Here is a 25,959-nt window from a genome sequence, read left to right as displayed (position 1 = left end):
TTTGATATCTCGAATATAACGTAGATTAGACACACTGCGCCTGTAAAAACGTCTATTTTTTGCAGGGACGCAACATATCTTCCGTGGCGTCTTACTAGCGGGCTCTATATACTCCGCGCCTTCTTATAAATACTGAGAATCCCATGAAAACCTATATCCCTGGTAAAGACGCTGCGCTCGAAGAGTCCATCAACAACTTTGAAGCAAAACTGACAGCGGCCGGTTTTAACGTTGAACCTGTTTCCTGGCTTAATCCTGTGCCGAATGTGTGGTCTGTTCACATTCGCGATGTGGACGCGCCAATGAACTTTACCAACGGAAAAGGCGCCAGCAAGAAAGCCGCTTTGGCTTCCGCGCTCGGCGAGTATTTTGAGCGTCTTTCCTGCAACTACTTCTATGCGGATTTCTATTTGGGAGAGGAGATCGCACAAGCACCTTTCGTTCATTACCCAGACGAGAAATGGTTTCCTCTCACTGATGACGACATGCTGCCGGACGGTCTGCTTGATGACGACATGCGCGCCTTCTACGATCAGGAAGAAACCCTGATGGCGAGCGATCTGGTTGATCTTCAATCGGGCAATGAAGATCGCGGGATCTGTGCGCTGCCGTTTATCCGCCAGAAAGATCAGCAAACCGTTTACGTGCCAATGAACATTGTCGGTAACCTTTATGTCTCTAACGGCATGTCAGCGGGCAACACTGCAACCGAAGCGCGCAGTCAGGCGCTGTCAGAAGTGTTTGAGCGCGCCATTAAAAACCGCATCATTGCTGAGCGCATCAGCATGCCGGAAATTCCTGCTGAGGTGATTGCCCGTTTCCCAACTATTCAGGCTTCGATTGAAGCCATGCAGGCAGAAGGGTTCCCGATTGCGGTTTATGACGCCTCCATGGGCGGTCAGTACCCGGTTGTTTGCGTGACTTTGTTTAACCCTAACAATGGCACTTGCTTTACCTCTTGGGGCGCACACCCTCGTTTCCAGGTGGCTTTCGAGCGCACTGTGACCGAACTTCTGCAGGGCCGCAGCCTGAAAGATCTGGACGTTTTCGAAGCGCCTTCTTTCCATGATGAAGATGTGGCTGACCACCACAACCTCGAAACCCATTTTATCGACTCTTCGGGCACGGTCTCTTGGGACATGTTCAAGTCCACACCGGATTACGAATTCACTGAGTGGAACTTCGAAGGCACTTCAGAAGAAGAAGTCTCATGGCTGCTCGGTAAGCTTCATGCAGAAGATGCCGATGCGTATATTGCCGATTACAGCCACCTTGGCGTGAACTGTTGCCGAGTGATTGTTCCGGGTTGGTCTGAAATCTACCCGCCGGAGGAAGTGCAACTTTGCAATAACAACCGCGGTACCGATCTGCGTGAAGCAATGTCCATGCTGCTCGCAACGGGTTTCAGTGATGAATCGGTTGAGTCTCTGTTTGATGTGCTGGAAATGTCAGACTTTGATGACAGCTACATGGTATGCGAACTGATGGGCGTGCTGCCGGATGCAGGTACCGCTTGGAAGTCACTCACCATTGGCGAGCTGAAATGCTTGCTGGCACTGGCGATGGGCGACATGGAAACAGCACAGGATTTCGCGACCTGGAGTTTGGAATACAATGCCACCATCTACAGTCAGGAACGCACCATGTTTATGCGCTGCCTGATTGCAAGCTTGGAGCTGGCCCAGGATGAAGCGCGAGACGCTGCAGAGTACCGTCGCGCATTTGGGTTTGTTTACGGCGAAAGCATCACCGAAGCGGTTTGGAGCTCAATCTGCGGTGACATCCGCTTCTTTGGCCTTGAGCTAGAAAGTGCAGATTTGACCTCATTTGGTGCGCATCAGAAACTTTTGGCCTCCTACGAAAAGCTGCAACAAGCAAAAGCCAACGCTGCGTAATTATTTCTTACGATTCTGCACCGAACAAGCCTGCTTGAGGGAAACCCGCGCAGGCTTCTTTATATTGTTCAAGAACGATGTGCGGAAAAAGTGACAGCCAACGTATTTTCACAGCAATTTAGTGCATTTCTGTGGCACATCTCCCGCACCACTTTTGGTAATTTTATTTCAGAAATCAAAGTAAATTCGGCAAAAACGGCAATATCCTTATCATTTATGGCATTTTTCGTTTCTGGCAACTTTCAAATCCTGTAATTTATTTTCACGAAAATGATTTAGATCAAATTTGCTCAGGAGAGGTTTGTTAGTATGTTTGTAACGAATTTTGGCTCCCGGCCTCACCTCAATCAGCAGCGCGTTCATTGCTGAATAAAAGCTAAAACCTGCGGGGAGCGCAACCAGTTCTGTTTGCTTTTGTACGAAGAGGACTTTATGTCAACTCAAGCTCCATCAGAGCACATCGGCGATAAGGCGCAAAGCGAGTATCAAGCTAAGCACCGACCTGCCTCAGAGTTCGCGACACGTTCAGATTACCTGGACCACGAACTTCAAATCATGAACCCGCGCCGTTGGAAGCTAAACCTTCCTGGCCGTGATTTCCGTTTCGAACTCGAAGACCTCGTTCCTGCATTGGCGGGTACCATCGGCATTATCGCGATGTACTCAGCAGTGATGATGTCTTGGGCTGATGGCCTGACCCAAGCTTGGGATCACATCAATCTGGGCAAAGAGTTCGCAATTGAAGTAGCACGTGTTGAGATGCTTATCCCTGCACTGCTGTTCTGTGTGCTTGCCTCTGGCTTTATCAACCCACGCGCTAACCTTGCCGGTAACCATGGTCCAATGATCCCACTGATCGGTACCATTGCGCTAGCCGGTGCTCACCCTCTTGCGCTTGCATTGCTGCTGGGTATGTTCGGCTTGATGCTGAGTTACTTCAAAGGTGGCTCGAAACTGGTGAACCTCACCAGTGAAGGGGTCGCCGGCGGTCTTCTTATTTTCCTCGGTTTCACCGGTGCGATGAGCCAAATCGCTGATATTCAGACTTGGGCAAAAGGCCTAGAGTCTGCAACCGTCGCGAAAGGCAGCATGGGTTATGTTGGCTTGGTAGTTCTGGCCGTGAACGTGGTGCTTTACGCTCTGCTCGCGCGTATCGGTAAACGCTGGTTGGCAATCCCTGCCTGTGCGTTCACTGGTCTGATTGCAGCACTGGCGCTGGGCGCTGGCTTCGACCTGACTTTCACTACTGAAATGGGTCTGCCTAACCTGAACCCTGTTTACTGGTGGGGTAGCACTGAGCAAGGTTGGATGCTGGGTCTGCCAAATCTGCAGCACTTCATCGCCTCTCTGCCATTTGCGATTCTGGCAGTAGCGATGTGGTCTCCAGACTTCCTGGGCCACCGTATTTTCCAAGAATTGAACTATCCGAAGAAAACCGAAAAAGTGCTGATGGACGTGGATGACACAATGACTATGTGTTCTATCCGCCAGATGGTTGGTACTGCGGTAGGTGGCGGTAACATCACCTCTTCTTGGGGTACTTACATGATCCCTGCAGCGATTGCGAAGCGTCCAATCCCTGCTGGTGCAATTCTGCTGGGCTGTTTGGTGATGTTCATCGCTATCCTTGGTTTCCCAATGGACGTAGCAGTATGGCCACCGGTAATGCGTATCGCGCTGCTGGTAGGTGTATTCCTGCCACTGCTTGAAGCAGGTGTTCAGATGGTTCGTGAAACTAAGGATTCACAATCAGCAGGTATCTGTATCTTCGCATCAATGGTTGCTAACCCAGTACTGGCTTGGGCGCTGGCAATGCTGCTCGACAACAATGGTCTCATTGGTGACAAAGAGCGTGCGAAAAAACTGTCTTTCGTAGACCGTATCGTGATTCCAGGTTCAGTATTAATTATCTGTCTGGTTGCTATGCTCGCGGTTGGTATGCTCGAAGATCAGTTCGGCATCCCTGCTCTGATGTAATGACGGTTTGGGCAGCCTTAACTGGCTGCCCAAATTACTATTCATAATTTGGCTAGAAAGCGTAAAATCAAACGCGTTTTGAAAGACCGTTTTTGCTTTTACAGTTTTTTAATGATCGTGTACTACCACTGGCTCAACGGTGGAGCGACATCAAAGTCGCTAAGTACTTGTTTTCTTCTACTAAAAAGGTAGGTACAACATGTCTGAGCAATTTGCTAAAGCATGGGAAGGTTTCGCTGACGGCGAATGGCAGAACGAAGTTAACGTTCGTGACTTCATTCAGAAGAACTACACCCCTTACGAGGGCGACGAGTCTTTCCTGGTAACTGAAGGTACTGAAGCAACTAACAAGCTTTGGGAAAAAGTGATGGAAGGCATCAAGCTTGAGAACTCAACTCACGCGCCTGTAGACTTCGACACTTCTGTAATCTCTACCATTACTGCTCACGACGCAGGCTACATCAACAAAGATCTGGAAAAGATCGTTGGTCTGCAAACTGAAGCACCTCTGAAACGTGCAATCATGCCAAACGGCGGCGTTCGCATGATCGAGGGTTCTTGCAAGGCTTACGGCCGTGAGCTGGACCCAATGGTTTCAAAAATTTACTCAGAGTACCGCAAGACTCACAACCAAAGCGTTTTCGATATCTACACTCCAGATATCCTGAAATGCCGTAAGTCTGGTGTTCTGACTGGTCTGCCTGACGCATACGGCCGTGGTCGTATCATCGGTGACTACCGTCGCGTAGCACTGTACGGCGTAGACTTCCTGCTGAAAGACAAAGCGAAGCAATTCCACTCTCTGCAAGAGAAACTGGAAGCGGGCGACGATCTGCAAATGACCATGCAGCTTCGTGAAGAAATCCAAGAGCAATACCGTGCTCTGAACCAGATGAAAGAAATGGCTGCAAAATACGGCTACGACATCTCTGGTCCTGCGACTAACGCACAAGAAGCGGTTCAGTGGCTGTACTTCGGTTACCTGGCTGCTGTTAAGTCTCAGAACGGTGCTGCAATGTCACTGGGTCGTACTTCTACGTTCCTTGATGTTTACGTTGAGCGTGACATCGCTGAAGGCAAGATCACTGAAGTTGAAGCGCAAGAAATCATCGACCACTTCGTCATGAAGCTGCGTATGGTTCGCTTCCTGCGTACTCCTGAGTACGATGAGCTGTTCTCTGGCGACCCAATCTGGGCAACAGAATCTATGGGTGGTATGGGCTGTGACGGTCGTACGCTGGTAACACGTACCAACTTCCGCTTCCTGAACACCCTGTACACTATGGGTCCAAGCCCAGAGCCAAACATCACTGTACTGTGGTCTGAGCAACTGCCTGACGGCTTCAAGCGTTTCTGTGCGAAAGTATCTATCGATACTTCTTCTATCCAGTACGAAAACGATGACCTGATGCGTCCAGACTTCGACAACGATGACTACGCAATCGCTTGTTGTGTATCTCCACAGGTTGTTGGTAAACACATGCAGTTCTTCGGCGCACGTGCGAACCTGGCGAAAACGCTGCTGTATGTAATCAACGGCGGTGTTGACGAAAAACTGAAGATGCAGGTTGGTCCTAAGCAAGATCCAATGAATGACGAAGTTCTGGACTTCGACAAAGTTTGGAACGGTCTGGACAGCTTCATGGATTGGCTGGCGAAGCAGTACGTGACTGCGCTGAACGCTATCCACTACTCACACGACAAGTACAGCTACGAAGCGTCTCTGATGGCTCTGATGGACCGTGACGTTTACCGTACTATGGCTTGTGGTATCGCTGGTCTGTCTGTAGCCGCTGACTCACTGTCTGCTATCAAGTACGCAAAAGTGAAACCAGTTCGTGACGAAGACGGCATCGCTATCGACTTCGAAATCGAAGGCGACTATCCGAAGTTCGGTAACAACGATTCACGCGTTGATGACATCGCATGTGAAATGGTTGAGAAGTTTATGAACAAGATTCGTAAGCTGAAAACTTACCGCGATGCAGTACCTACTCAGTCTATCCTGACCATCACTTCAAACGTTGTGTACGGTAAGAAGACTGGTAACACGCCAGACGGTCGTCGTGCAGGCGCGCCATTCGCACCAGGTGCAAACCCAATGCACGGTCGTGACGAGAAAGGTGCAGTAGCCTCTCTGACTTCTGTAGGTAAACTGCCATTCGCTCACGCGAAAGACGGTATCTCTTACACCTTCTCTATCGTGCCTAACGCACTGGGTAAAGACGGTGACACGCAGAAAGCTAACCTTGCTGGTCTGATGGATGGTTACTTCCACCACGAGTCTGGCATCGAAGGCGGTCAGCACCTGAACGTTAACGTTCTGAACCGTGACACGCTGGAAGACGCAGTTAAGCACCCAGAGAAGTACCCACAGCTGACTATCCGTGTATCGGGTTATGCAGTTCGCTTCAACTCTCTGACTGCTGAGCAGCAGAAAGACGTTATCGCACGTACTTTCACTGAATCTCTGTAATCTGAGTATTCATTGAATTGAAAAACACCTCCTCCGGGAGGTGTTTTTTTATGCCTGATCAAAAAACGCCTCAACTCCCCCCTTAACCGCATAACGTTCTGTCGACGCTCTGAAAAATAGCGACCATACTGGAAGCAAGCTGTTCTATCACAACAATTTTCGCATCACACTTTGATGCCGACATGTGCGCTTTAGGGGAACGCCATGAATATCTTGCTAGTGGAAGATCATCCTTTCCAACGAGATGTGATTGCAGGGCAATTGATGCAGCTCCTTTCAGGAGACGACACACTGATTTTTGCCGAATCCGGCAATGCTGCGCTTGAGAAAATCCTACACGGTAAGCCGGATTTGGTGTTCTGTGACCTGGAATTGCCAGACATGGATGGCATCAAGTTGTTGAGCAATGCCGCCGAACGCGGTTTTATGGGATGCATTGTGATCACCAGTGCAGCGTCTCAGAAGGTGATGGATACCGTCAAAAGCATGTGTGAGCACATGAGCCTCAACGTTCTCGGAGTATTACCAAAACCTGCTTCTATCCCCCTGCTGAAGTATTATCTGACACTGGCGATGGAGCACGACACCGATTATCCGCAGGATTTGCTTCCACTTACTGACGACGAAGTGCTGGAAGCCTGGAAAGCGAATTTGTTTGAAACTTGGTTTCAACCTATCGTGCGATTTGATACCGGTGAGTGGGTAGCCTGCGAAGCATTACAGCGGATGAAACATCCGATACGGGGAACCCTCACCCCGATATCTTTTCTTTCCCAGTTATCAAATTTGAATCTGGAATCAGAGCTGACCTTTTCGGTGATCAACGCCGTGATTGCCAACCAAACTCACCTCGATGGTCACCCAGTCGGCATCAATGTTTCCGTGAACAATCTTATCGAACTGAACTTTGTGGATGAGGTGATTGAGCTGGGCCATCAATACCCCAACCTCAATCAGTTGATTTACTTCGAGCTTCACGAGCCAGAAAATTTCTCGCAGATCGCTCAGCTACAGGAAGCCGCTTCCCGCTTACTTCTCAATGGTTTCCGTATCGCGATTGACGATTTCGGCTCAGGCTACAGCACGTTGCAACAAGTCGAATTCCTGCCACTGGACTCCCTGAAAATCGGCCTTAATCTGGTGCTACCGATGCTAAGTTCACGCACAGCCTTCGCCTTGGTTGAAGCCAGTAACTTGGTTGCTAACCGCATTGGCGTCGCTTCAGTGGCAGAAGGCATTGAATGCATTGAAGTCTGGCACTCGCTTCGTGACATGGGCTGTGATTATGGTCAGGGCTTTTTCATTGCCCGCCCTATGCCGGCAGACCAATTGAAGCACTGGCAAACATTGTGGAATTCCTTGCTGGAAAGTCGCACGCTTTGCCCCCCGATTGCCCTCAACACCATCGAAATCTAACCCTAGGGCATGTTGACCTTTGGTGGTTAAATTTTGTTCTAGCTATAAGCGTTTTAGGCGCGGCGAGGTGTGTGCTGCCTAGTCATTCTAAGCAAATACACCTTAACAAAGCATAAAACGCTTAGAGTACGGGACGCGCAGTCGAACCCTTCGGGCAGCGTTTGTGGGGAATTTCTGCTGCGTTATCGGCTTCTCATGTAGGCTAGCTACACGTCGAAGCCTCTGCCTTGCATGAAGTCCCCACAAACTGCTGCAAAAATCATCACCAAAGGTCAACAGGCCCTGAAAATGGCGCGGTGTTCGCGCCTTTCTCCTTTCCTTACAATTTCACGTCTCATATGGCTTTAATAGGGGCATATTCCCTTTAGGTCACCACGTTTCTGTAATAAAATAACACCTTACTTTTTACAGTAGTTTTGGAGATGCTCATGTCGGTGATTGGCCGTATTCACTCTTTTGAGTCTTGTGGAACCGTTGATGGTCCTGGCATTCGATTTATCGTTTTCATGCAAGGATGCCTGATGCGCTGCAAATACTGCCACAACCGTGATACGTGGGATCTGGATGATGGTCGCGAAGTCACTGTCGAAGAAATCATGAAAGAAGTGGTGACCTATCGTCACTTCATCAATGCCTCCGGTGGCGGTGTCACTGCATCCGGTGGTGAAGCTATGCTTCAACCTGAATTCGTGCGAGATTTCTTCCGTGCAGCAAAAGCCGAAGGCATTCATACCTGTCTGGATACCAATGGTTACATCCGCAAGCATACTGATGTCGTCGATGAAGTGTTGGATGCCACCGATCTGGTGATGCTGGACCTGAAACAAATGAACGACGAAATCCACAAAGATCTGATTGGCGTGTCCAACCGCCGCACACTGGATTTCGCCCGCTACCTGCATCAGCGTGGCCAGAAAACCTGGATTCGTTACGTAGTGGTTCCCGGCTACACCGACGATGAAGAGTCAGCACACCGTCTGGGTGAGTTCATCAAAGACATGGACAACATCGAGAAAGTCGAAATGCTGCCATACCACCAACTGGGTGCCCACAAGTGGGAAGCGCTGGGTTACGAGTATGAGCTGAAAGATGTCAGCCCACCGAAGAAAGAAACCATGGAAACGCTAAAAGCGATTCTGGAAGGCTACGGCCACAAAGTGGTTTACTGATCGAGAAATCTTGTATGGCTTGAGCAAAGACTCAAGCCATTTTCTTATCCATCAACGCCCACCGAAAACCCGCAAAGCCAAGCGGTATCGTTAAAGCCAACACCAACAAAGGCGCGAGTAAGTCATCGACCCCGACGTACTCCACCCATCCTTTCAAAGCCATCAATCCAATGCCATATTGCGCCAAGCACACCAGGGTAAAACGCAGACATTTCCCGCGGGACAACTGAGTTTGAAACACCAGCTTGGTATTGAGCACAAAAGACAACGCCACACCTATCAGCACTGAAAGGCTATAAGCCGTTGCGTAATCGAAAAAAAGATGGAAGAAAGCATAGAGCCCGTAACCCAGCACAGTGTTGAAAACACCCACGCCTGAGAACCGCTTTAGCTGCCCTATCACAACCTTCGCCGACCCAAGGCTTACCCACTCTGGTTTTCTGATCTGCGCCAACATCGCTTTTCTCTTTGATACCACGAACAGATAACCTATCCGATGGTCGGTAGAAAAAAGGTCAAAAGGAGATCATCTATCCGGCGACAAGTACTCCCTGTCATAGAATGTACGCAGCCAATGCGGACGATACACTGCCAGCAAAGTCACGGCCATGCCGTTGAGCAGCCCTTCCGGGAACCAGATCAACAGCGCCAGTGTCAGGTAATTATCGAGGATGGTATCCCAGCCATGAAGGCCAGACACCCAGTAACCTGTCGATACCGTGCAAAGGTGGAACACGATGGTAAAGGCCGCGTTAAGAAAACCAGCGATGAAGATATAGATAAACAGGTGATGACTAAGATACCGGTAGGAGAGCTGGAAAATCGCATAGCTGACCAAGGCAGGAAGCACCGCCGTGGTGAACGCATACAGCCCGACATCGGCAAACGGCAAAAGGCCAAAACCCACCATCAAAGTTAATGGAATCACTGAAATCCAAATAGCGATTCTCGGGCCATGGCACAGCGTGAGCACTGTCATTCCCAGAAAGTGGATATCCAATCCTTCACTGATCCCTGCTTTCAATGCCCACAAACAAAACAGGATGATCCCACTGGCAAACACTAAGTGCTGATAGTCTTTTTCGGTACGCATTTTCTGCCAGCCAAGCGGCGAACGGCAAAGCCACAGCGACACCAGAAAACACGTCCAACCAAACACCTGCCAGTAAATCATCCTTGCTCCGTTATTCTTGGGCTCTGAGCTACAAAATCCAGTCACTTTTCAAGTTAAAAAAGCGTAACTAACCTGTGTCCAGATCAAAAAAACGACCTGCTCCAACTGTTAATCTGTGGCACATGAATTGCCAAACTTGCTCACTTCAAATCATTACTAAGAGACTGTTTGGATAAAGAATTTTTATCTTTCGAGGCCACTATTATGGAAATGACACACGCTCAACGTCTTATCCTATCTAATCAATACACGCTAATGTCCCAACTTGATCCACAAAACGCAGAAAAATATCGCCGTCTACAAACTATTGTAGAGCGTGGATATGCCCTGCAAATGCGTGAATTGGATAAAGACTTTGGCGACATGTCAGAAGAACTGTGCCGCCAGGTAGTTGATATCATGGAGATGCACCACGCACTTCAAGAGTCTTACCGCATGCTGGAAGACGGCACCCGTTGCGAATGTGATGTGGATGCACGTCGCCTTCAGTTCTGGGGCTTTGATGCCGCGACGGAAGCACATCTGGTGAACTACGTGCGTTTCCTGACCGATGTGGAAGGTTTGTACGCACAATTCGACAAGGGTTCACACCACTTCAACAGCCAAACGCCGATGCTGGCGAAATACCAGCGCATGCTGCAGGTATGGCGCAACTGCCCTCGTCAGTACCACCTGTGTGGAAACGAGCTTTGCCAAATCGTGGGCGCGTAAGCGCCAAAAACCTCAATCAAAAGCCGCTGTTTTCAGCGGCTTTTCTGCATTTAAATTCCACTCATAACCCCATGTTTAAACTGAACTTATCCGGTACAACATTGACAGATGGTTCGACAAGTAATTTTGATTGTCAGTGACAAATTAATTTATTTGCGCCCAAACTAAATCGGTTGTCTAATCGCCACGCACCCAACCGGTTTTGATGATGCCGTCGAGGTGTATACGGGCTAGGTCGAGCAAATCAAACCTCTGATTTGCAATGTGCTGGAACAACCTCAAGTTGCAGTTTCCACGCAGACGAGCCGTTTTCTCTGTCATACCGTGCAGCAGTAAGCGCGGCCTTTTTAGGAATGGCAATGAAATCTATCGCAAACCACGCTGTTCAGGCTGAAGGCCTGAGTACTCTTTGCGACACCGCAGCTAACATCCACCCGCAAAACAAACCCCAGAACCTGTCGACCCATGTGCGCAGGAAACGGGCATCGTTAAAGCGAACACGGAGCGCGGAAACCGTGCTTTTTGAACTGTCGCTTCAGATGCCTGAGTAAGGTCTGCCAGCGTTACCCATTATTTTTATCTGGTACACAGCACCGGTGACGGCCACCTATTATCTGCCGTCAGCGGCGTTTCCTGTACCCAATCACCACTGAGGAACGAACATGAGTGATTGGTCTATCAATGACGCCCGCGATGTCTACAACACGCCTTACTGGGGTCAGGGTTACTTCGATATTAATTCACAAGGCGAGGTGGTTGCCCGTCCGGATACCCAACAACCGGACAACAACATCGCGCTTTCAACGCTGGCTGATGAACTGATTGCCAAAGGCGCTTCTTTGCCTGTGCTGGTGCGTTTCCCGGAGATCTTGCACCACCGCGTAGACAGCCTGTGCACCCACTTCAACGATGCCATTGCTGACTACGGCTATGAAGGCGAGTACCTGCTGGTTTACCCGATTAAAGTGAACCAGCAAAAAGAAGTGGTTGGCGAAATCCTGAAAAGCCAATATGCCAGCCAGGAACGTCAACTGGGACTGGAAGCGGGCAGTAAGCCTGAGCTGATGGCAGTGCTGGCCATGGCGCGTCAGGCAAGCTCTGTGATCGTGTGTAACGGCTACAAAGACCGCGAATACATCCGTCTGGCACTGATAGGCGAAAAGCTGGGCCACGAAGTGTACATCGTGTTGGAGAAGCTCTCCGAGCTGGATACCGTGCTGGCAGAAGCCAAAGCGCTGGGCGTAAAACCACGTCTGGGTCTGCGTGCACGTCTGGCGTCTCAAGGCAAAGGTAAATGGCAGGCAAGCGGCGGCGAGAAGTCGAAATTCGGTCTGTCAGCTTCTCAGTGTATGACGGTAATGGATCGCCTGCGTGAAAACGACATGCTGGATTCACTGCAACTGCTGCACTTCCATCTGGGCTCGCAAATCGCCAACATCCGCGACGTACGCTCAGGTGTGAACGAAGCAGCGCGTGTTTTTGCTGAGCTCTACCAAATGGGTGCAGGCATCACCACGCTGGACGTGGGCGGTGGTCTGGCAATCGACTACGAAGGCACACGTAGCCAAAGCAGTTGTTCCATGAACTACAGCCAGCGCGAGTACGCCAACAATGTCGTCTACACCATCGGTGATGTGTGTAAGGCATTCGACATCAAGATGCCGCGCATTATCTCTGAGTCTGGCCGTAACCTGACTGCGCATCACGCTGTGCTTATCACTGACGTGATGGGCGTTGAAAGCTACCAGCGCGAGGAAGTGTTTGCGCCTGCAGAAGATGCTTCGCAGATCCTTCATAACATGTGGCGCTCATTCAAAGACCTGAGCCAGTCGACTGACCAGCGTTCACTGGTTGAGATTTACCACGACAACCAGAACGATCTGGCAGAAGTACACATGCAGTTCGCCATGGGCTTGGTGAACTTTGCTGAGCGCGCTTGGGCAGAACAAATCAGCCTGCGTATTTGTTACGAGCTGTCTTGCAAGATGTCCCACAAGAACCGCGCACACCGCCCGGTACTGGATGAGCTGAACAGCCGCTTGGCAGACAAGTTCTTCGTGAACTTCTCCCTGTTCCAGTCTCTGCCGGATGCATGGGGTATTGAGCAGGTGTTCCCTATTCTGCCGCTGTCGAAGCTGGATAAAGAGCCGGAAAGCCGCGCAGTGCTGCTGGATATTACCTGTGACTCTGACGGTGCCGTTGAGCAATACGTAGAAGGCCAAGGCATCGAAAGTACACTCGCTGTACCGACCTGGAGCGACGAATCGCCTTACCGCATTGGTTTCTTCCTTGTGGGTGCGTATCAGGAAATTCTGGGCGACATGCACAACCTGTTCGGTGATACCGATTCTGCCGTTGTTCGCTGCAATAAAGATGGCGGCTACGAGATTGAATCTATCCACCACGGCGACACTGTGGGTGATGTGCTGCGTTACGTGCACTTGGAAGCGGACGAGTTCCTGAGCCAATACGAAGAAATGGTCAAAACCCTGCCAGAGCAGGAGCAAGACGCAATTCTGTCTGAGCTTTCTGAAGGTCTGAAAGGATATACCTACCTCGAAGACATTCACCACAACCGTTAATGATTTCGGCTGCCTGCATCGCGGGCAGCCTCTTTTTCAAGGATTTATCAATGGCAACATTGGCCAATTACCCAGACTACTCCCTGTACGCCAACGCGTTCGGTTTCCTGCGCCAGCCACTGGTGTTTAACCCACAAGGTTGCGACGCTGACGTGGTGATCACAGGTGTTCCTTTTGATATGGCGACCACAGGCCGCTCTGGTGCGCGAATGGGCCCAGGCGCGATTCGTCAGGCATCTACCAATTTGGCTTGGGAAAGCAAAAAATGGCCTTGGGATTTCTCCCTGACCAAAGAAATCAAAATCGCTGACTGTGGTGATTTGGTGTTTGATTGTGGCGATGCACGCAACATGAGTGAGCGTCTGGAAGCACACGCCACTAGCCTGCTGGCAGAAGGCAAAACCCTGCTGACGTTTGGCGGCGACCACTTCGTGACCCTGCCACTGCTGCGCGCCCACGCAAAGCAGTTCGGTGAAATGGCACTGGTTCACTTTGATGCCCACACCGACACCTACGATCAAGGCAGCGAGTTCGACCATGGCACCATGTTCTACACCGCACCAAAAGAAGGTCTGATTGACCCACATGCGTCTATCCAGATTGGCATCCGCACTGAGCATAGCGATGAGCTAGGCTTCCAGGTGGTCGATGCAGCGACGGCAAACGATTGGTCTGTTGAGCAAATCGTAGAAGCGATCAAAACCCGCGTTGGTGACCGTCCGGTTTACCTGACCTTCGACATCGACTGTCTGGATCCGGCTTACGCGCCGGGTACAGGCACTCCGGTTTGCGGCGGTCTGAGCACTGACAAGATCCTGAAAGTAATTCGTTCACTGCAAGGCATCAACCTGATTGGTATGGATGTGGTAGAGGTGGCACCCGCCTACGACCACGCAGACCTGACCTCTCTGGCGGCAGCGACGATCGCAACTGACCTGCTGTATGTTTGGGCGGCGAATCGCCGCAAGAAGTAATCGCGCTTGATGATTTAAAGATTAAAAAACACCCGCTTCGGCGGGTGTTTCTTCATGCAAGGTTTCAAGGAGCATCCAAAGAATACAAAGCCACCGCTAACGCGAGTGCCTTAGTTAAATGATTAACTCTAGTGTTAGTTTGTGCGTCGCCTCAGAAATCGAATCAAATGGGTTTTCATAGCAGTACTTATCAAGAAAAATTTTGATTGAATTTACATCCACTTCTTCTAGTTCATAGCTTACTTGTAAAGCACTCAAATACCCGAGGATCCATGACACATTGAAGGCATAATCACTACCACCTTCTTCGCTATGTTTAAGCCATGTACCACAACTCGCATTTCCTGCCCCATATGTAACACTTGCACTAGTCGAGAAGTGAGGGAGCATAAGCAGTAAGATTGCTACGATTTTTTTCATAGTTAATATGCTGATTCCAAAAGATTATATCATCATACCTAAAATCTCCTTATTAGAAGATAATTAGATCAAGAATCAGACTCGATTTAGTGTCCTTCCTAATTAAGTTTCCGAACTAACGAAATCCTCAATTAATATCCTTCTATTCTTACTACTTCCCTTGATGCTATCGCCCCCACGCCGTATCCTTGCCGCTCATTCATCCTTGCCGAAACTTCGCTATGTCATCTTATCTTTGTCCGCTGTGCCAAGAGCCGCTGAACCTTCATGACCGCACGTACAAATGCGCCAACAATCACCAGTTCGATCTGGCGAAAGAAGGCTATGTGAACCTGCTCCCTGTGCAGCATAAGCGTTCAAAAGATCCGGGTGACAACAAAGAGATGATGCAGGCTCGCCGCCAGTTTCTGGATGGTGGTCATTACCAGCCAATGCGAGATGCAGTCAGTGAATTGCTCACCTCACTGCTTGCTGGAAAAGACAGTGCGGAGCTTTTGGATATCGGTTGTGGTGAAGGCTATTACACCAGCTACTTTGCGGATCAACTGGCGGGCACCAAGGTGTTTGGTCTCGACATTTCCAAAGTAATGGTTCGCTATGGTGCCAAACGCTACCCGAATGTAGATTTTCTCGTGGCTTCCAGCCAGCGCCTGCCTTTTGCGGATAAACAACTGGATGCCGTGGTGCGCATCTATGCGCCATGCAATGGCGAGGAGCTCGAACGTGCCGTGAAAGACAATGGCGTCGTGGTGACAGTCACACCGGGGCCACGTCATCTTTATCAACTGAAAGCAGGTATTTACGACGAAGTGCGTCTTCACGATGTGCCCGTGGAAGATTTGCCGGACTTTAAACTGGAAACCGAGCAAACCGTCGCTTACCCAATGACGCTGAACAGCGCTGATGCGACGACCTTGTTGCAAATGACACCCTTCGCTTGGCGCGCACCGGAAAGCCTATGGCAAATCCTCAAAGACGCAGAGCAGTTTGACTGTGAAGCTGATTTCACGCTCCGTGTGTATCGCAAAACGTCTTAATTCGAATGGTAGGCCAGCAACAGTGCTGGCTTTTTTATAGGTTTTCTAAATCTATCACCTTACAGGCAATTTTCTGTAGTGGCACCGCGCAACCCGGCGACAATGACATGATGTAGTCCACTGCTTTCACAATGTCTTCCTGCTGTATTTTCAGCATCTTGTCTATCCGCCCATCGTCCGTCATGTCTGTATCCACCACACTTGGGCATAAGCAGGTTACATCCACACCATGCGGAAGCATCTCTTCATACAAACTCTGGCTATAACTCACCACTGCTGCCTTGGATGCTGAATACACACCCAGTTTGCTGACGGGCGTCATCCCTGCGGTTGATCCTAAGATGAAAATCCTCCCAGCACCTTTTTCTTTCATGGCCTCTGCCACCTTGTTGGTGAAAACCAGCGATGACACCACATTCACCATAAAGACATCATGAATGGTCGATGCGGAGGCAGACGTGTTCCCAAATGCCAAGATACCCGCGTTGCTGATGAGAATGTCCGGAGCGCCGAACTCTTGAAGCAGTTTCTGCACTTTGCTATCCACCGCGTTAACATCAGAGAAATCTAACTGTACGGATACCAAATCAGTTTCAGGATTCTGGCTTTCAATCCGCTGTCTCGCGCTATCCAAACTGTTCTCGTTTTTGGCAATCACCAATACCTTGTATCCATCTTCCACAAAGTGCTGTGCCAACGCGAAACCAATGCCACGACTACCACCCGTTACCCAAACACGCTTTTGCACTCACTACTCTCCTGCTAAAAAACTTTTCCCGCCTGAAACTCTAGTCGCTGCAGAAAATTCTGCTGCTCGGTTGAGCTGACTTGGAACTAGAATTAAAGTCTTGAGTTTTAGGTGTAATTTAATCGGGCGGGAAAGCGATGACGGTGAAGAAATCAATAGGTACATGGCTACTCTGCAGCTTGCTTGCTGGATGCAGCCAACAATTGCATGGATTGTCATCCGAGCCGCGTTCAGTTTCTCTCTACGATTATCAACTCACCACAGCTGATCACGCCCCACTGACACTGGAAGCTTTCTCTAAAGAGGTCAAAGACGCTGATGTCATTTTGGTTGGTGAATGGCACACCCACTCCGGTGTTCATCTCTTTCAAGCTCAACTCCTCGCAATGTTGAATTCAGCATACCCAGATGTGGCGCTCTCCATGGAGCAGTTCACGCGAAATGATCAGGCCGTGCTTGATGAATACCTCGCGGGCAAATTCGGTGAAAACAGTCTCCTTAGCAAAACCAGTAAATGGTCAAACTATGAAGGTAGTTATCGCCCATTGGTGGAATACGCAAAAGCCCATTCTGTGCCGGTGATAGCGTCCAACGCCCCGATTGAAATCGTCCGTTGTATTGGCAGAGAGGGCAAAGCCTATCTCGACCGTCTACCACAGGAAAAACGTGGTTTGGTGGCAGAGACGCTCAGTGATGGAGAGTCGCCTTACAAAGAGAAATTTTTCGCGGCCATGTTCCACGGGAATGAAACAAAAACCGGGAATCAATATCTGGCGCAATTGGCGTGGGACGACACCATGGCCGAGAGCATTGTGAACTATCTGGCCGAACACCCAAATGACAAAGTCATGCATATCGCCGGTGCGTTCCACGTTGAAAATGGACTTGGTATTGCGGCGCGTATTACCGCCAGAAATCCAGAGTTGAAGGTAGCTATTGTTTCACCTCAGTCTGAGGAACAGCCTCTCGGGAAAGAGGTAAAAGATTTCCGATTAGTGGTCAATCCGCTGCCACCTCAGTGGCTCTCTGACGATGAAATGAATGCGGCGATGAAAGAGATGCGACACAGCTATTCAGGGAAAGATATTGACTGCGAATAGGTCAGTTTCTTGTGTTACTGAATCATTCGACATCACCTGCCTGCCTCAATTTCATAACACTCGCTTCATTGAAGGCCAGTTTTACACGTACGTATTGTGAAAACATGACCACGAGTTAGAAGCTAAACACTTCATACTTTATTCAATATACGAAGTGGATTCGCTGCGTCCAATATTGCCTTGATTAATATAGGGACACTCAAGGCAATATAATGTTTATCAAGAAAAAACTAATAGAAACAGTAGGCACTAGCACATCTAAGGCGCTCTTTTTCTCACTCGGCGCGGCGACCCTTTCCTCTCAGGCTTTCGCTGTTGGTATCAGTGACGCCAAGTTCATTGAACTTGGTGGTTCACTCTCAAACGATCAAGCTACGGTCAGAAAAGTTTACGACCATTTAAACCAAATCTCGCGTGAACAAAGATTCGATGCAGTGGGCCGCATCATTGCAGGCGATGCGCTTTGCACTGCCACCTGGCTGGGTAATGAGGGAGACAAAGCCGTCATCCTCACCGCCGCTCACTGTGTGCAGGGAGATAACAAAGATCAGGAATCTGTTTATACCGGACAGAATGTTTCTTTCCGCACAGGGGATGGCCGACTTATCGCCTCTGGCACTGCGACGACCCACTTTATCGGGTATACCGGCTGTCACTCTGACATCGCGATTGTCAAAGCTCCCCTCCTTACTTCTCCGATCAATGCTCAGGGTGGTGCAGTTCCTCAACCTGTCATTGCTGACGCGCCAGATTTCAATCAATACGTGGGCAAACCCATGACGCTTTCAGGTTACGGTATTCAAGGTACACCTAGTCTTGGAACAGTATCCAGCGGCCGAGCGTATGGTTTAGGGCATATTTCACGCGATGTTGGTGGCTGTCTTAGAAATCCAGCCAACACAGAAGAGGCTTGGGCGTTTGGTGCACCAGGTGATAGCGGTTCCACCACTTGGCAATGGCGTGAAGGCCAGTTTGTCGGTGTGGGGGTCACTTCATGGTGGGCGGGATGGAATGGCCGTCAGTCGGGCCATGGCCGTGTTGCCCCCTACCAGGCTTGGATGAAAGAAACATACCCTGAAATAAACACAGTCACGCGTACCCGTACGTTGACTGAAGACGAAAACGTGACCCTGAATGACGTAGAAGCACGGGTTAATGGCACCGTTTATTATCTGGCGGGGAACAACGTTTCTGGCCCCACTTCCCGCAAATGGGTTTACCCAAGTGGCTTCTCGGCACTTTCCGTACCTATGGTGAACCAAACAACCGGTCACACCCACAACATCAAACTCCGCGCACAACGTCAGACTTGGTGTGGCTGGGGTGAAATTAACAATGGCGTTTACTGTTCACCGGATGCAACCAAGGGCGGGTTAAAAGTTTGGTTTGATGCCAACGACAACGCTGCTGCACCTGCTGGCTTGTATCAAGGCGATTTCTCTCTCACAGCAAAAGGCTGGCATGATCACAGCTACAGCGCTGACATTGCACTGAAAGCCAATATCCTTGTCGGTAGTCATTCAACGTTGGAAGGCACAGTCACCGCTTCTTCTGCAGCGACGACTATTCGCTATGACAGCACAGTCAACGGCTCGGTCTATTACTTGCCTGAAGGTAATGTTCAAAGCGACGCAAGCGGCAGGGTTTGGAGTGGACAGTTCAACACATGGTCGTCATTGCAAGTTCCCGTCGTCAACAAAACCACCAAAGAGTCTGCGACTATCGTCCTGCGCGCATCCCGTTATGTTGGCTGTGGCTGGAGCGTAATGAACAACGGTGTTTACTGCTCCAATGGCGCAAACTACGGGCAGTTACGGGTCTCTTACCATCCAGAAGACAACTCCGCACTTCCAGCGGGTGACTATGAAACTTTGTTTAACATCCGCGCACGCGGTTGGCACTCAGACTTTAATAAGCTGCTGACCTTCAAGCTTGACGTAGAGAAAGGTGCTCAGTGAAAACGTCACTGATTTATCTGGCACTGGCTGGAACCCTGATTTTCTTCGCTATCAGGCTGCTTGAGCCTGCCGCGTCTGATGAAAGTGTCGCAATGATCGTTGAAGACTCGGGGGCCTCTGTCCTCGACTCTTCACGTGTTTCGATACCAGCAGACAAAGCAGAGCCGACCGTATCTGCTGCTGCCTCTTCAACACAAAGCAATGAAGCAGCCAACATTCACACCATGGCCCCAGAATCTGACACTGTGGATGAATATTTGGCAGATGTCGCGACCCTTCCACCAACAAGCAGCAGCGACGAACAAGCGCAAAAAGAAGATATCATCCCGGTGTTTTTTGATGCTGAGATAACCCTTTGGCAACCTTTATCTTCTGCAAAGTCTGTGTTTGAAAACTATGGGGCAGTCGTGTCGCTCAGTGAAGAGCACTTCATCGAGTTTGATGAGTCCTTACTTGAAACACTGGAGGTTGGGCAACGCTTTACCTTGCCCAAGTTGGGAGAAAGCCGTCAGCAGGTAATCGTCACGCAACAGGAATATTGGAAACATGGCGCCACCAACTGGGTATTCGTTGATAACAATGGCCAACCTGCTGGCAACCTGACAAAGACCCAAGATGGCATTGAAGGTATTTTTCAAATGCCGGATGGTGTTTATCACCTTCTCACCCGAAACGGCGTAGGTTGGATAGCTGACGAAGCCGCGCTTATCAGCGCGAGCGAGCAGGCTTTCACGCGATTGGATGCCAACTAAGCAAACAAAAACGCCCCAGCACAAGCCGAGGCGTTTTTTTTCTTTCGGGCAAAGTTAGAACCAGCGTTCCAGCGAGGACTTATCAAGCTGTTTAAATGCACGGTTCAGGGTTTGAGCCAGCTCTTTGTAACGTGGGCGGCTTTTCATAGGCTGCACGGCCCCACCTTCACTGACAATCTTCTCATGCAATTCGCGATACCAACCCGCCAGCGCAGGAGGCAGTTGTGTTTCGCGACGTTTCCCAAGCCACCACATACCTTGTAGCGGCAAACTCAGTGCAAACAAAGCCATGATCATGGCTTGCGGCAAACCTGAGTAGTTATTGAAGGCCATTTGCATCAACACACTGATGACGGCAACAGCAGGCATCACTTTAATCGCAAACTGGGTTGCACGGATTACTCGGTTTTCCGGGAACATCGGTGCCAGCTCTTTTCGAACCGGCCATTCCGTCATGTACTTCTGACCATCACGGAACGCGTTCCACATTGATTTATTACTCATATGGCGCATACCTCTCAAGCGATGTCTCTGTATCATCGGCTAAAAACTTGCTGCAATCTTTAAAACAAAGTTGATAAACATTAATTCAAATCAATTAAGACTCAAAAATTTTTGTTATCTGGCGCAAGTATCGCTAGACTTAGCCGACCTAAATCAATTGTTGCTCGGATTTGATTATCTCGCAACCACTGAAACGCCAAATGGATGACCGGCAGCGCAACAAATCACCAAAGATGGTGGGCCTGTAGGACAATCTGTCTGGCGTTTTTCGTTGCGTACCCGGATATGTTGACCGGTGTGGCAAAAAACTGTTTCAGAAAATGAAGCAGTCACACCTCAAAGCTCAAACCTTGTTGAGTCACAAGGTCCAATACGTGAATTCTTGGAACATCAATCACTGATGTGACGGAAAACCGAATTGGACAGTCATGTGACGCAAAACAGGATGGGCGCGATGCGGTGGGTATCTATCAAAGGACTGATGAGCGATGTATCTATTCCGCGACAAATTTTGCTAAAAGTTTTTCTGGGACGGTTAGTGTGACGTTAATCAACTATCCTTCTCCGATTAGTAAACACCATCTACTTTACACGAATAGGTAGTCTCAAATGTCTAAGCTGGTTCTTGTTCTTAACTGCGGCAGCTCTTCGCTGAAATTTGCAATCATCGACGCACAATCAGGTGATGAGCACCTGTCAGGTCTGGCAGAATGTCTGCACCTGCCAGAAGCACGCATTAAGTGGAAATTGGACGGCAAACACGAAGCTCAACTGGGCGAAGGTGCTGCACACAAAGAAGCACTGAGCTTCATCGTTGAAACCATTCTGGCTTCTAAACCAGAACTGGCTGAAAACCTGGGCGCAATCGGTCACCGTGTTGTTCACGGCGGCGAGCAGTTCACTAAGTCTGCACTGATCTGTGATTCAGTACTGAAAGGTATCGAGGACGCTTCTAGCTTCGCACCTCTGCACAACCCTGCGCACCTGGTAGGTATCGAAGCAGCGAAAGCAGCATTCCCTACCCTGAAAAACGTAGCGGTATTCGACACTGCGTTCCACCAGACTATGCCTGAAGAAGCGTTCCTGTACGCACTGCCATACAAGCTGTACAAAGAGCACGGTATCCGTCGTTACGGCATGCACGGTACTTCTCACTACTTCATCGCTCAAGAAGCAGCGGCACAGCTTGATAAGCCAGTTGAAGAACTGAACATCATCAACTGTCACCTGGGTAACGGCGCATCTGTGTGTGCAATCAAGAACGGTAAATCTGTAGACACTTCTATGGGTATGACTCCGCTTGAAGGTCTGGTAATGGGTACCCGTTCTGGTGACCTGGACCCAGCAATCATCTTCCACCTGCACGACGCACTGGGTTACAGCGTTGAGCAAATCAACAGCATGCTGACCAAAGAGTCTGGCCTGATGGGTCTGACCGAAGTGACTTCTGACTGCCGTTTCGTTGAAGACAACTACGGTGCGAAAGAAGAAGCAACTCGCGCAATGGACGTGTTCTGTCACCGTCTGGCGAAATACGTTGCTAGCTACACTGCATGCCTGGACGGCCGTCTGGACGCGATCGTGTTCACTGGCGGTATCGGTGAGAACTCTGGCCCAATCCGTGAGCTGGTTCTGAACCGTCTGGCTCTGCTGGGTGTTGAAGTTGACCAAGAGCGCAACCTTAAAGCTCGCTTCGGCGGCGAAGGCGTTATCACTACTGATAGCAGCCGTGTTCCAGCAATGGTTATCTCTACCAACGAAGAGCTGGTTATCGCACAAGACACTGCACGTCTGGCTGAAATCTAAACGCCATTTGATGCAAACATGCGGCTGATCAATGTGGTCAGCCGTTTCAATTTGGCAAAGTTATCTGACTGTCTGCCAAACTGAATTATTAACAAAACCCGCGTCTGTGGGTTTTGCTCCCTACATAGTAAAGAGGAATCAAGCGTGTCCCGTACTATTATGCTCATTCCAATCGGCACAGGTGTCGGTCTGACCAGCGTTAGCCTGGGCGTACTGCGTGCGATGGAACAAAAGGGCCTTCGCGTCTCATTTTTCAAGCCTATCGCCCAGCCTCGCCATGGCGATAACCAGCCTGACCTGACAACAACCATCATCGAAGCAAACAGCGACATGAAAGTGGCAGAGCCGCTGACCATGGCAAACGCTGAAGCGCTGATCCGTACCGATCAGACTGACGTGCTGATGGAAGAAATCATCGCCCGCTTTAAAGAAGCGACTGCAGAAGCAGAAGTGGCGCTGATTGAAGGTCTGGTACCTACCCGTAACCATCCTTTCGCGAACCAGGTTAACTACGAAATCGCGAAAACGCTGGATGCGGAAATCGTGTTCATCACCACTCCAGGTACTGACAACCCAGCGCAACTGAAAGAGCGCATTGAAGTTGCAGTATCTAACTTCGGTGGTAGCAAGAACTCAAACATCGCAGGCGTTGTGATCAACAAACACGGCGCACCGGTTGATGAGCAAGGCCGTACCCGTCCTGATCTGTCTGACATCTTCGACGACAACAATGCGGCGAAAGGCAGCAATGTTGAAGTGATGGAGATCTTCAACTCCAGCCCAATCCGCGTTCTGGGTTGTGTGCCTTGGAGCATCGATCTGATTGCAACACGTGCGAGCGATCTGGCGAAGCACCTGAATGCTGAAATCATCAACGAAGGTGAAATCAACACCCGTCGTATCAAGAGCATCACTTTCTGTGCGCGTTCAATCCCTAACATGGTTGAACACTTCCGCGCAGGCTCTCTGCTGGTGACTTCTGCTGACCGTCCTGACGTTATCGTTGCAGCGTGTCTGGCTGCGATGAATGGTCTGGAAATCGGTGCCCTGCTGCTGACTGGCGGCTACAGCATCCCAGAACAGTTGAACGGTCTGTGCGAGCGCGCATTCCAAGCTGGCCTGCCAGTGTTCACCACTGCGGGTAACACCTGGCAGACGTCTCTGAACCTGCAAAGCTTCAGCCTGGAAGTTCCAGCTGACGATAAAGAGCGCGTAGAGTTCGTTCAAAACCACGTTGCAGCACACGTTGACGGCAACTGGATTGAGTCTCTGTCTGAAGGCGCTGCACGTGCACGTCGTCTGAGCCCACCAGCATTCCGTTACCAGCTGACTGAGCTGGCTCGTAAAGCGGCTAAGCGTATCGTTCTGCCAGAAGGCGACGAGCCACGCACCGTTAAAGCGGCAGCTATCTGTGCTGAGCGTAAGATTGCGGAATGTGTGCTGCTGGGTAACCCAGAAGAAATCAAGCGTGTTGCAGATCAGCAAGGCGTGGTTCTGGGTGCTGGCGTCACCATCATCGATCCTGAAGCAGTGCGTGAGCAATACGTTGCGCGTCTGGTTGAGCTGCGTAAGAACAAAGGCATGACCGAAGTTGTAGCGCGTGAGCAACTGGAAGACACCGTGGTACTGGGTACTATGATGTTGGAAGCGAACGAAGTACACGGTCTGGTATCTGGTGCGGTTCACACCACAGCAAACACCATCCGTCCACCGCTGCAAATCATCAAGACTGCGCCAAGCGCGTCTCTGGTGTCTTCTGTGTTCTTCATGCTGCTGCCTGACCAGGTTCTGGTTTACGGTGACTGTGCGATCAACCCAGATCCAAACGCAGAGCAACTGGCTGAAATCGCTATCCAGTCTGCAGATTCTGCAGCGGCATTCGGCATCGAGCCTCGCGTAGCAATGATCTCTTACTCTACCGGTACTTCTGGTCAGGGTGCAGACGTTGAGAAAGTACGTGAAGCAACGCTGATTGCTCAGCAGAAACGTCCTGATCTGATGATCGACGGTCCTCTGCAGTACGACGCCGCTATCATGGAAAACGTGGCAGCTTCTAAAGCGCCAAACTCTCCAGTAGCAGGTAAAGCGACCGTATTCGTATTCCCAGACCTGAACACCGGTAACACCACTTACAAAGCGGTACAGCGTTCAGCGGATCTGGTTTCAATCGGTCCAATGCTGCAAGGTATGCGTAAGCCTGTTAACGACCTGTCTCGTGGTGCACTGGTAGACGACATCGTTTACACCGTTGCACTGACTGCGATTCAGGCAAAACAAGCGGAAGATGCAGAAGCAGCAGCTGAATAAGCTCTCTGACTTCTAGAAGAAAAGCCGACGCTATTGCGTCGGCTTTTTTATGTTCATTTTGGAGCAACTGGGGTTATCCAGTTTTCTTCTTCAGCGCCTTGAGGTGTTCTTCTGCCGTCAGGAAATCAAACTGATTCACTGATTCCTGCAAACGCTTAAATTCCTCAAGTTGGTTGAACCATTGCGGAAGGTCTTTTGACAGCGAAGACAGCTTATCCTGCACGCCAATATCAAACTCTTGCAGACTTGTCTGCAAAGCATTGATTTGTTCAATCAGATACGCATCCAATGGCTTAATTTCTTCTTGGACAACTGGCTCTGCTTCCACTGACGCTGAGCTTAAAGCAATTTCATCAAATTTATCGATAGCAGCTGTGATCAGGTTTTTCAGTTCATTCACATCCGCTTCAGTGACGGCTTCGCCCGAGTTATATTTATCCTCAAGTCCGGAAGCTATCTTAGCGATTTCATCCGCGCCAATATTACTCCCCGCCCCTTTACACGAGTGGGCCAGTATCGCTTTCTCACTGTTGTCAGCATCTGATAGTAATTGATCCATCGCTGCTTTTTGGGAAGTCAGGAACAGCGACAGGATTTTGAGGTACTTGGCTTTGTTGCCACCCAGTCGTTGCACCCCCTCACCAAGATTGATGCCGGGCACGTTATCAACCATCAGATCAAACATTGTATCGTCGTATTCCATGTTTACTCTCCTTCGGGTCCTTTCAGCGTCCTCAGCTTCCGCATCAACGGTTGACTCCCCTTTGGGTTCTGGTGTTTCGGCAACGGTATCAACCACTTCCGTCGTCGCTTCACTATCTGCTTCTTCCACCTCTTCAGCTATTTCCGTGGTGTCTTCGGCTTTTTCCGGCTCTGGCTCTGGCTCTGGCTCTGGTTCTGGTTCTGGTTCTGGTTCTGGTTCTGGTTCTGGTTCTGGTTCTGGTTCTGGTTCT

The 25,959-nt window shown here is 49.9% G+C and carries 22 protein-coding genes; 15 read left to right on the top strand and 7 right to left on the bottom strand.

Annotation, left to right across the window (positions count from 1 at the left end):
• The first annotated feature begins 143 nt into the window (after positions 1-143).
• A complete protein-coding gene (gene ycaO / locus D515_RS19650) occupies positions 144-1,895 on the top strand; it encodes a 30S ribosomal protein S12 methylthiotransferase accessory factor YcaO (RefSeq protein WP_002541005.1) in 1,752 nt (583 codons plus the stop codon).
• Between the two features lie 68 nt (positions 1,896-1,963).
• Here ycaO and D515_RS25895 read toward each other — a convergent pair whose 3' ends face one another.
• On the bottom strand, positions 1,964-2,134 hold the full coding sequence (locus D515_RS25895; protein ID WP_160167794.1) for a hypothetical protein: 171 nt from the start codon (positions 2,132-2,134) through the stop codon (positions 1,964-1,966).
• Between the two features lie 193 nt (positions 2,135-2,327).
• On the opposite strand from D515_RS25895, the gene D515_RS19645 reads away from it, so the two are divergent.
• The 4 genes from D515_RS19645 (at position 2,328) to pflA (ending at position 8,933) form a co-directional block, all read left to right on the top strand.
• Positions 2,328-3,872, top strand: a complete 1,545-nt coding sequence (locus D515_RS19645) for a DUF3360 family protein (protein ID WP_002541003.1) — start codon at positions 2,328-2,330, stop codon at positions 3,870-3,872.
• Positions 3,873-4,071: 199 nt separating this feature from the next.
• Complete coding sequence (pflB, locus tag D515_RS19640) at positions 4,072-6,348, top strand: formate C-acetyltransferase (RefSeq protein WP_002541001.1); 2,277 nt, start codon at positions 4,072-4,074, stop codon at positions 6,346-6,348.
• Positions 6,349-6,552: 204 nt separating this feature from the next.
• Positions 6,553-7,764 (top strand): EAL domain-containing response regulator, encoded by a 1,212-nt coding sequence (locus D515_RS19635; RefSeq protein WP_002540999.1) that lies wholly within the window; start codon positions 6,553-6,555, stop codon positions 7,762-7,764.
• Between the two features lie 428 nt (positions 7,765-8,192).
• Positions 8,193-8,933 carry a pyruvate formate lyase 1-activating protein gene (gene pflA / locus D515_RS19630; protein WP_002540998.1) on the top strand — a complete coding sequence of 247 codons (741 nt, stop codon included), beginning with the start codon at positions 8,193-8,195 and terminating at the stop codon, positions 8,931-8,933.
• Between the two features lie 31 nt (positions 8,934-8,964).
• Here the strand turns inward: pflA and D515_RS19625 are convergent, their stop codons facing one another.
• Both D515_RS19625 and D515_RS19620 read right to left on the bottom strand, forming a co-directional pair.
• The gene (locus D515_RS19625; protein ID WP_002540996.1) at positions 8,965-9,390 is read right to left on the bottom strand and encodes a GtrA family protein; all 426 of its coding nucleotides are present in this window, start codon (positions 9,388-9,390) and stop codon (positions 8,965-8,967) included.
• 69 nt (positions 9,391-9,459) lie between these two features.
• Positions 9,460-10,107: an energy-coupling factor ABC transporter permease gene (locus D515_RS19620; protein ID WP_002540994.1), complete on the bottom strand. Its 648-nt coding sequence runs from the start codon at positions 10,105-10,107 to the stop codon at positions 9,460-9,462.
• A 204-nt stretch (positions 10,108-10,311) separates the two neighbouring features.
• Between D515_RS19620 and D515_RS19615 the strand changes: the two genes are divergently transcribed.
• The 4 genes from D515_RS19615 to speB all read left to right on the top strand — a co-directional run bounded on the left by D515_RS19615 (position 10,312) and on the right by speB (position 14,374).
• Positions 10,312-10,818: a YfbU family protein gene (locus D515_RS19615; protein WP_002540993.1), complete on the top strand. Its 507-nt coding sequence runs from the start codon at positions 10,312-10,314 to the stop codon at positions 10,816-10,818.
• Between the two features lie 359 nt (positions 10,819-11,177).
• On the top strand, positions 11,178-11,369 hold the full coding sequence (locus D515_RS19610; protein ID WP_002540990.1) for a hypothetical protein: 192 nt from the start codon (positions 11,178-11,180) through the stop codon (positions 11,367-11,369).
• A gap of 111 nt (positions 11,370-11,480) precedes the next feature.
• Complete coding sequence (speA, locus tag D515_RS19605) at positions 11,481-13,400, top strand: biosynthetic arginine decarboxylase (RefSeq protein WP_002540989.1); 1,920 nt, start codon at positions 11,481-11,483, stop codon at positions 13,398-13,400.
• 50 nt (positions 13,401-13,450) lie between these two features.
• Positions 13,451-14,374, top strand: coding sequence for an agmatinase (gene speB / locus D515_RS19600; protein ID WP_002540988.1), 924 nt, complete (start codon positions 13,451-13,453; stop codon positions 14,372-14,374).
• A gap of 114 nt (positions 14,375-14,488) precedes the next feature.
• Here the strand turns inward: speB and D515_RS19595 are convergent, their stop codons facing one another.
• The gene (locus D515_RS19595; protein ID WP_039850372.1) at positions 14,489-14,794 is read right to left on the bottom strand and encodes a hypothetical protein; all 306 of its coding nucleotides are present in this window, start codon (positions 14,792-14,794) and stop codon (positions 14,489-14,491) included.
• Between the two features lie 221 nt (positions 14,795-15,015).
• Here D515_RS19595 and rlmA point away from each other — a divergent pair, with 221 nt between their 5' ends.
• The gene (rlmA, locus tag D515_RS19590; protein ID WP_002540987.1) at positions 15,016-15,831 is read left to right on the top strand and encodes a 23S rRNA (guanine(745)-N(1))-methyltransferase; all 816 of its coding nucleotides are present in this window, start codon (positions 15,016-15,018) and stop codon (positions 15,829-15,831) included.
• A gap of 34 nt (positions 15,832-15,865) precedes the next feature.
• Here rlmA and D515_RS19585 read toward each other — a convergent pair whose 3' ends face one another.
• Complete coding sequence (locus tag D515_RS19585; protein WP_002540986.1) at positions 15,866-16,579, bottom strand: SDR family NAD(P)-dependent oxidoreductase; 714 nt, start codon at positions 16,577-16,579, stop codon at positions 15,866-15,868.
• Positions 16,580-16,716: 137 nt separating this feature from the next.
• Here D515_RS19585 and D515_RS19580 point away from each other — a divergent pair, with 137 nt between their 5' ends.
• From D515_RS19580 to D515_RS19570, 3 genes are all read left to right on the top strand, one after another.
• Complete coding sequence (locus tag D515_RS19580; protein ID WP_002540985.1) at positions 16,717-17,679, top strand: ChaN family lipoprotein; 963 nt, start codon at positions 16,717-16,719, stop codon at positions 17,677-17,679.
• Between the two features lie 212 nt (positions 17,680-17,891).
• Complete coding sequence (locus D515_RS19575; protein ID WP_002540983.1) at positions 17,892-19,637, top strand: trypsin-like peptidase domain-containing protein; 1,746 nt, start codon at positions 17,892-17,894, stop codon at positions 19,635-19,637.
• On the top strand, positions 19,634-20,389 hold the full coding sequence (locus D515_RS19570) for a hypothetical protein (RefSeq protein ID WP_002540982.1): 756 nt from the start codon (positions 19,634-19,636) through the stop codon (positions 20,387-20,389). Before D515_RS19575 ends, D515_RS19570 begins: the two co-directional genes overlap by 4 nt.
• Positions 20,390-20,443: 54 nt before the next feature.
• Here the strand turns inward: D515_RS19570 and yfbV are convergent, their stop codons facing one another.
• Positions 20,444-20,893 (bottom strand): terminus macrodomain insulation protein YfbV, encoded by a 450-nt coding sequence (gene yfbV, locus D515_RS19565; protein ID WP_039850371.1) that lies wholly within the window; start codon positions 20,891-20,893, stop codon positions 20,444-20,446.
• Positions 20,894-21,502: 609 nt separating this feature from the next.
• Between yfbV and D515_RS19560 the strand changes: the two genes are divergently transcribed.
• Positions 21,503-22,699 carry an acetate kinase gene (locus D515_RS19560; protein ID WP_002540979.1) on the top strand — a complete coding sequence of 399 codons (1,197 nt, stop codon included), beginning with the start codon at positions 21,503-21,505 and terminating at the stop codon, positions 22,697-22,699.
• Between the two features lie 159 nt (positions 22,700-22,858).
• Positions 22,859-25,006, top strand: coding sequence for a phosphate acetyltransferase (gene pta / locus D515_RS19555; RefSeq protein WP_039850370.1), 2,148 nt, complete (start codon positions 22,859-22,861; stop codon positions 25,004-25,006).
• Between the two features lie 73 nt (positions 25,007-25,079).
• Here pta and D515_RS19550 read toward each other — a convergent pair.
• On the bottom strand, positions 25,080-25,959 hold an 880-nt coding region (locus D515_RS19550), incomplete at its 5' end, for an Hpt domain-containing protein (RefSeq protein ID WP_239643999.1).

The sequence above is a fragment of the Grimontia indica genome (assembly GCF_000333895.2).
Classification (GTDB): Bacteria; Pseudomonadota; Gammaproteobacteria; order Enterobacterales; family Vibrionaceae; genus Enterovibrio; species Enterovibrio indicus.
This window is presented reverse-complemented; position numbering and strand designations above follow the sequence as displayed.

Coding starts and splice junctions, on each gene's coding strand:
- yfbV (WP_039850371.1), bottom strand. CDS start 20,893: ATGAGTAATAAATCAATGTGGAACGCGTTCCGTGATGGTCAGAAGTAC.
- D515_RS19620 (WP_002540994.1), bottom strand. CDS start 10,107: ATGATTTACTGGCAGGTGTTTGGTTGGACGTGTTTTCTGGTGTCGCTG.
- pflB (WP_002541001.1), top strand. CDS start 4,072: ATGTCTGAGCAATTTGCTAAAGCATGGGAAGGTTTCGCTGACGGCGAA.
- D515_RS19560 (WP_002540979.1), top strand. CDS start 21,503: ATGTCTAAGCTGGTTCTTGTTCTTAACTGCGGCAGCTCTTCGCTGAAA.
- D515_RS19615 (WP_002540993.1), top strand. CDS start 10,312: ATGGAAATGACACACGCTCAACGTCTTATCCTATCTAATCAATACACG.
- speB (WP_002540988.1), top strand. CDS start 13,451: ATGGCAACATTGGCCAATTACCCAGACTACTCCCTGTACGCCAACGCG.
- D515_RS19635 (WP_002540999.1), top strand. CDS start 6,553: ATGAATATCTTGCTAGTGGAAGATCATCCTTTCCAACGAGATGTGATT.
- D515_RS19595 (WP_039850372.1), bottom strand. CDS start 14,794: ATGAAAAAAATCGTAGCAATCTTACTGCTTATGCTCCCTCACTTCTCG.
- rlmA (WP_002540987.1), top strand. CDS start 15,016: ATGTCATCTTATCTTTGTCCGCTGTGCCAAGAGCCGCTGAACCTTCAT.
- D515_RS19580 (WP_002540985.1), top strand. CDS start 16,717: ATGACGGTGAAGAAATCAATAGGTACATGGCTACTCTGCAGCTTGCTT.
- pta (WP_039850370.1), top strand. CDS start 22,859: ATGCTCATTCCAATCGGCACAGGTGTCGGTCTGACCAGCGTTAGCCTG.
- D515_RS19575 (WP_002540983.1), top strand. CDS start 17,892: ATGTTTATCAAGAAAAAACTAATAGAAACAGTAGGCACTAGCACATCT.
- D515_RS19645 (WP_002541003.1), top strand. CDS start 2,328: ATGTCAACTCAAGCTCCATCAGAGCACATCGGCGATAAGGCGCAAAGC.
- speA (WP_002540989.1), top strand. CDS start 11,481: ATGAGTGATTGGTCTATCAATGACGCCCGCGATGTCTACAACACGCCT.
- ycaO (WP_002541005.1), top strand. CDS start 144: ATGAAAACCTATATCCCTGGTAAAGACGCTGCGCTCGAAGAGTCCATC.
- pflA (WP_002540998.1), top strand. CDS start 8,193: ATGTCGGTGATTGGCCGTATTCACTCTTTTGAGTCTTGTGGAACCGTT.
- D515_RS19625 (WP_002540996.1), bottom strand. CDS start 9,390: ATGTTGGCGCAGATCAGAAAACCAGAGTGGGTAAGCCTTGGGTCGGCG.
- D515_RS19610 (WP_002540990.1), top strand. CDS start 11,178: ATGAAATCTATCGCAAACCACGCTGTTCAGGCTGAAGGCCTGAGTACT.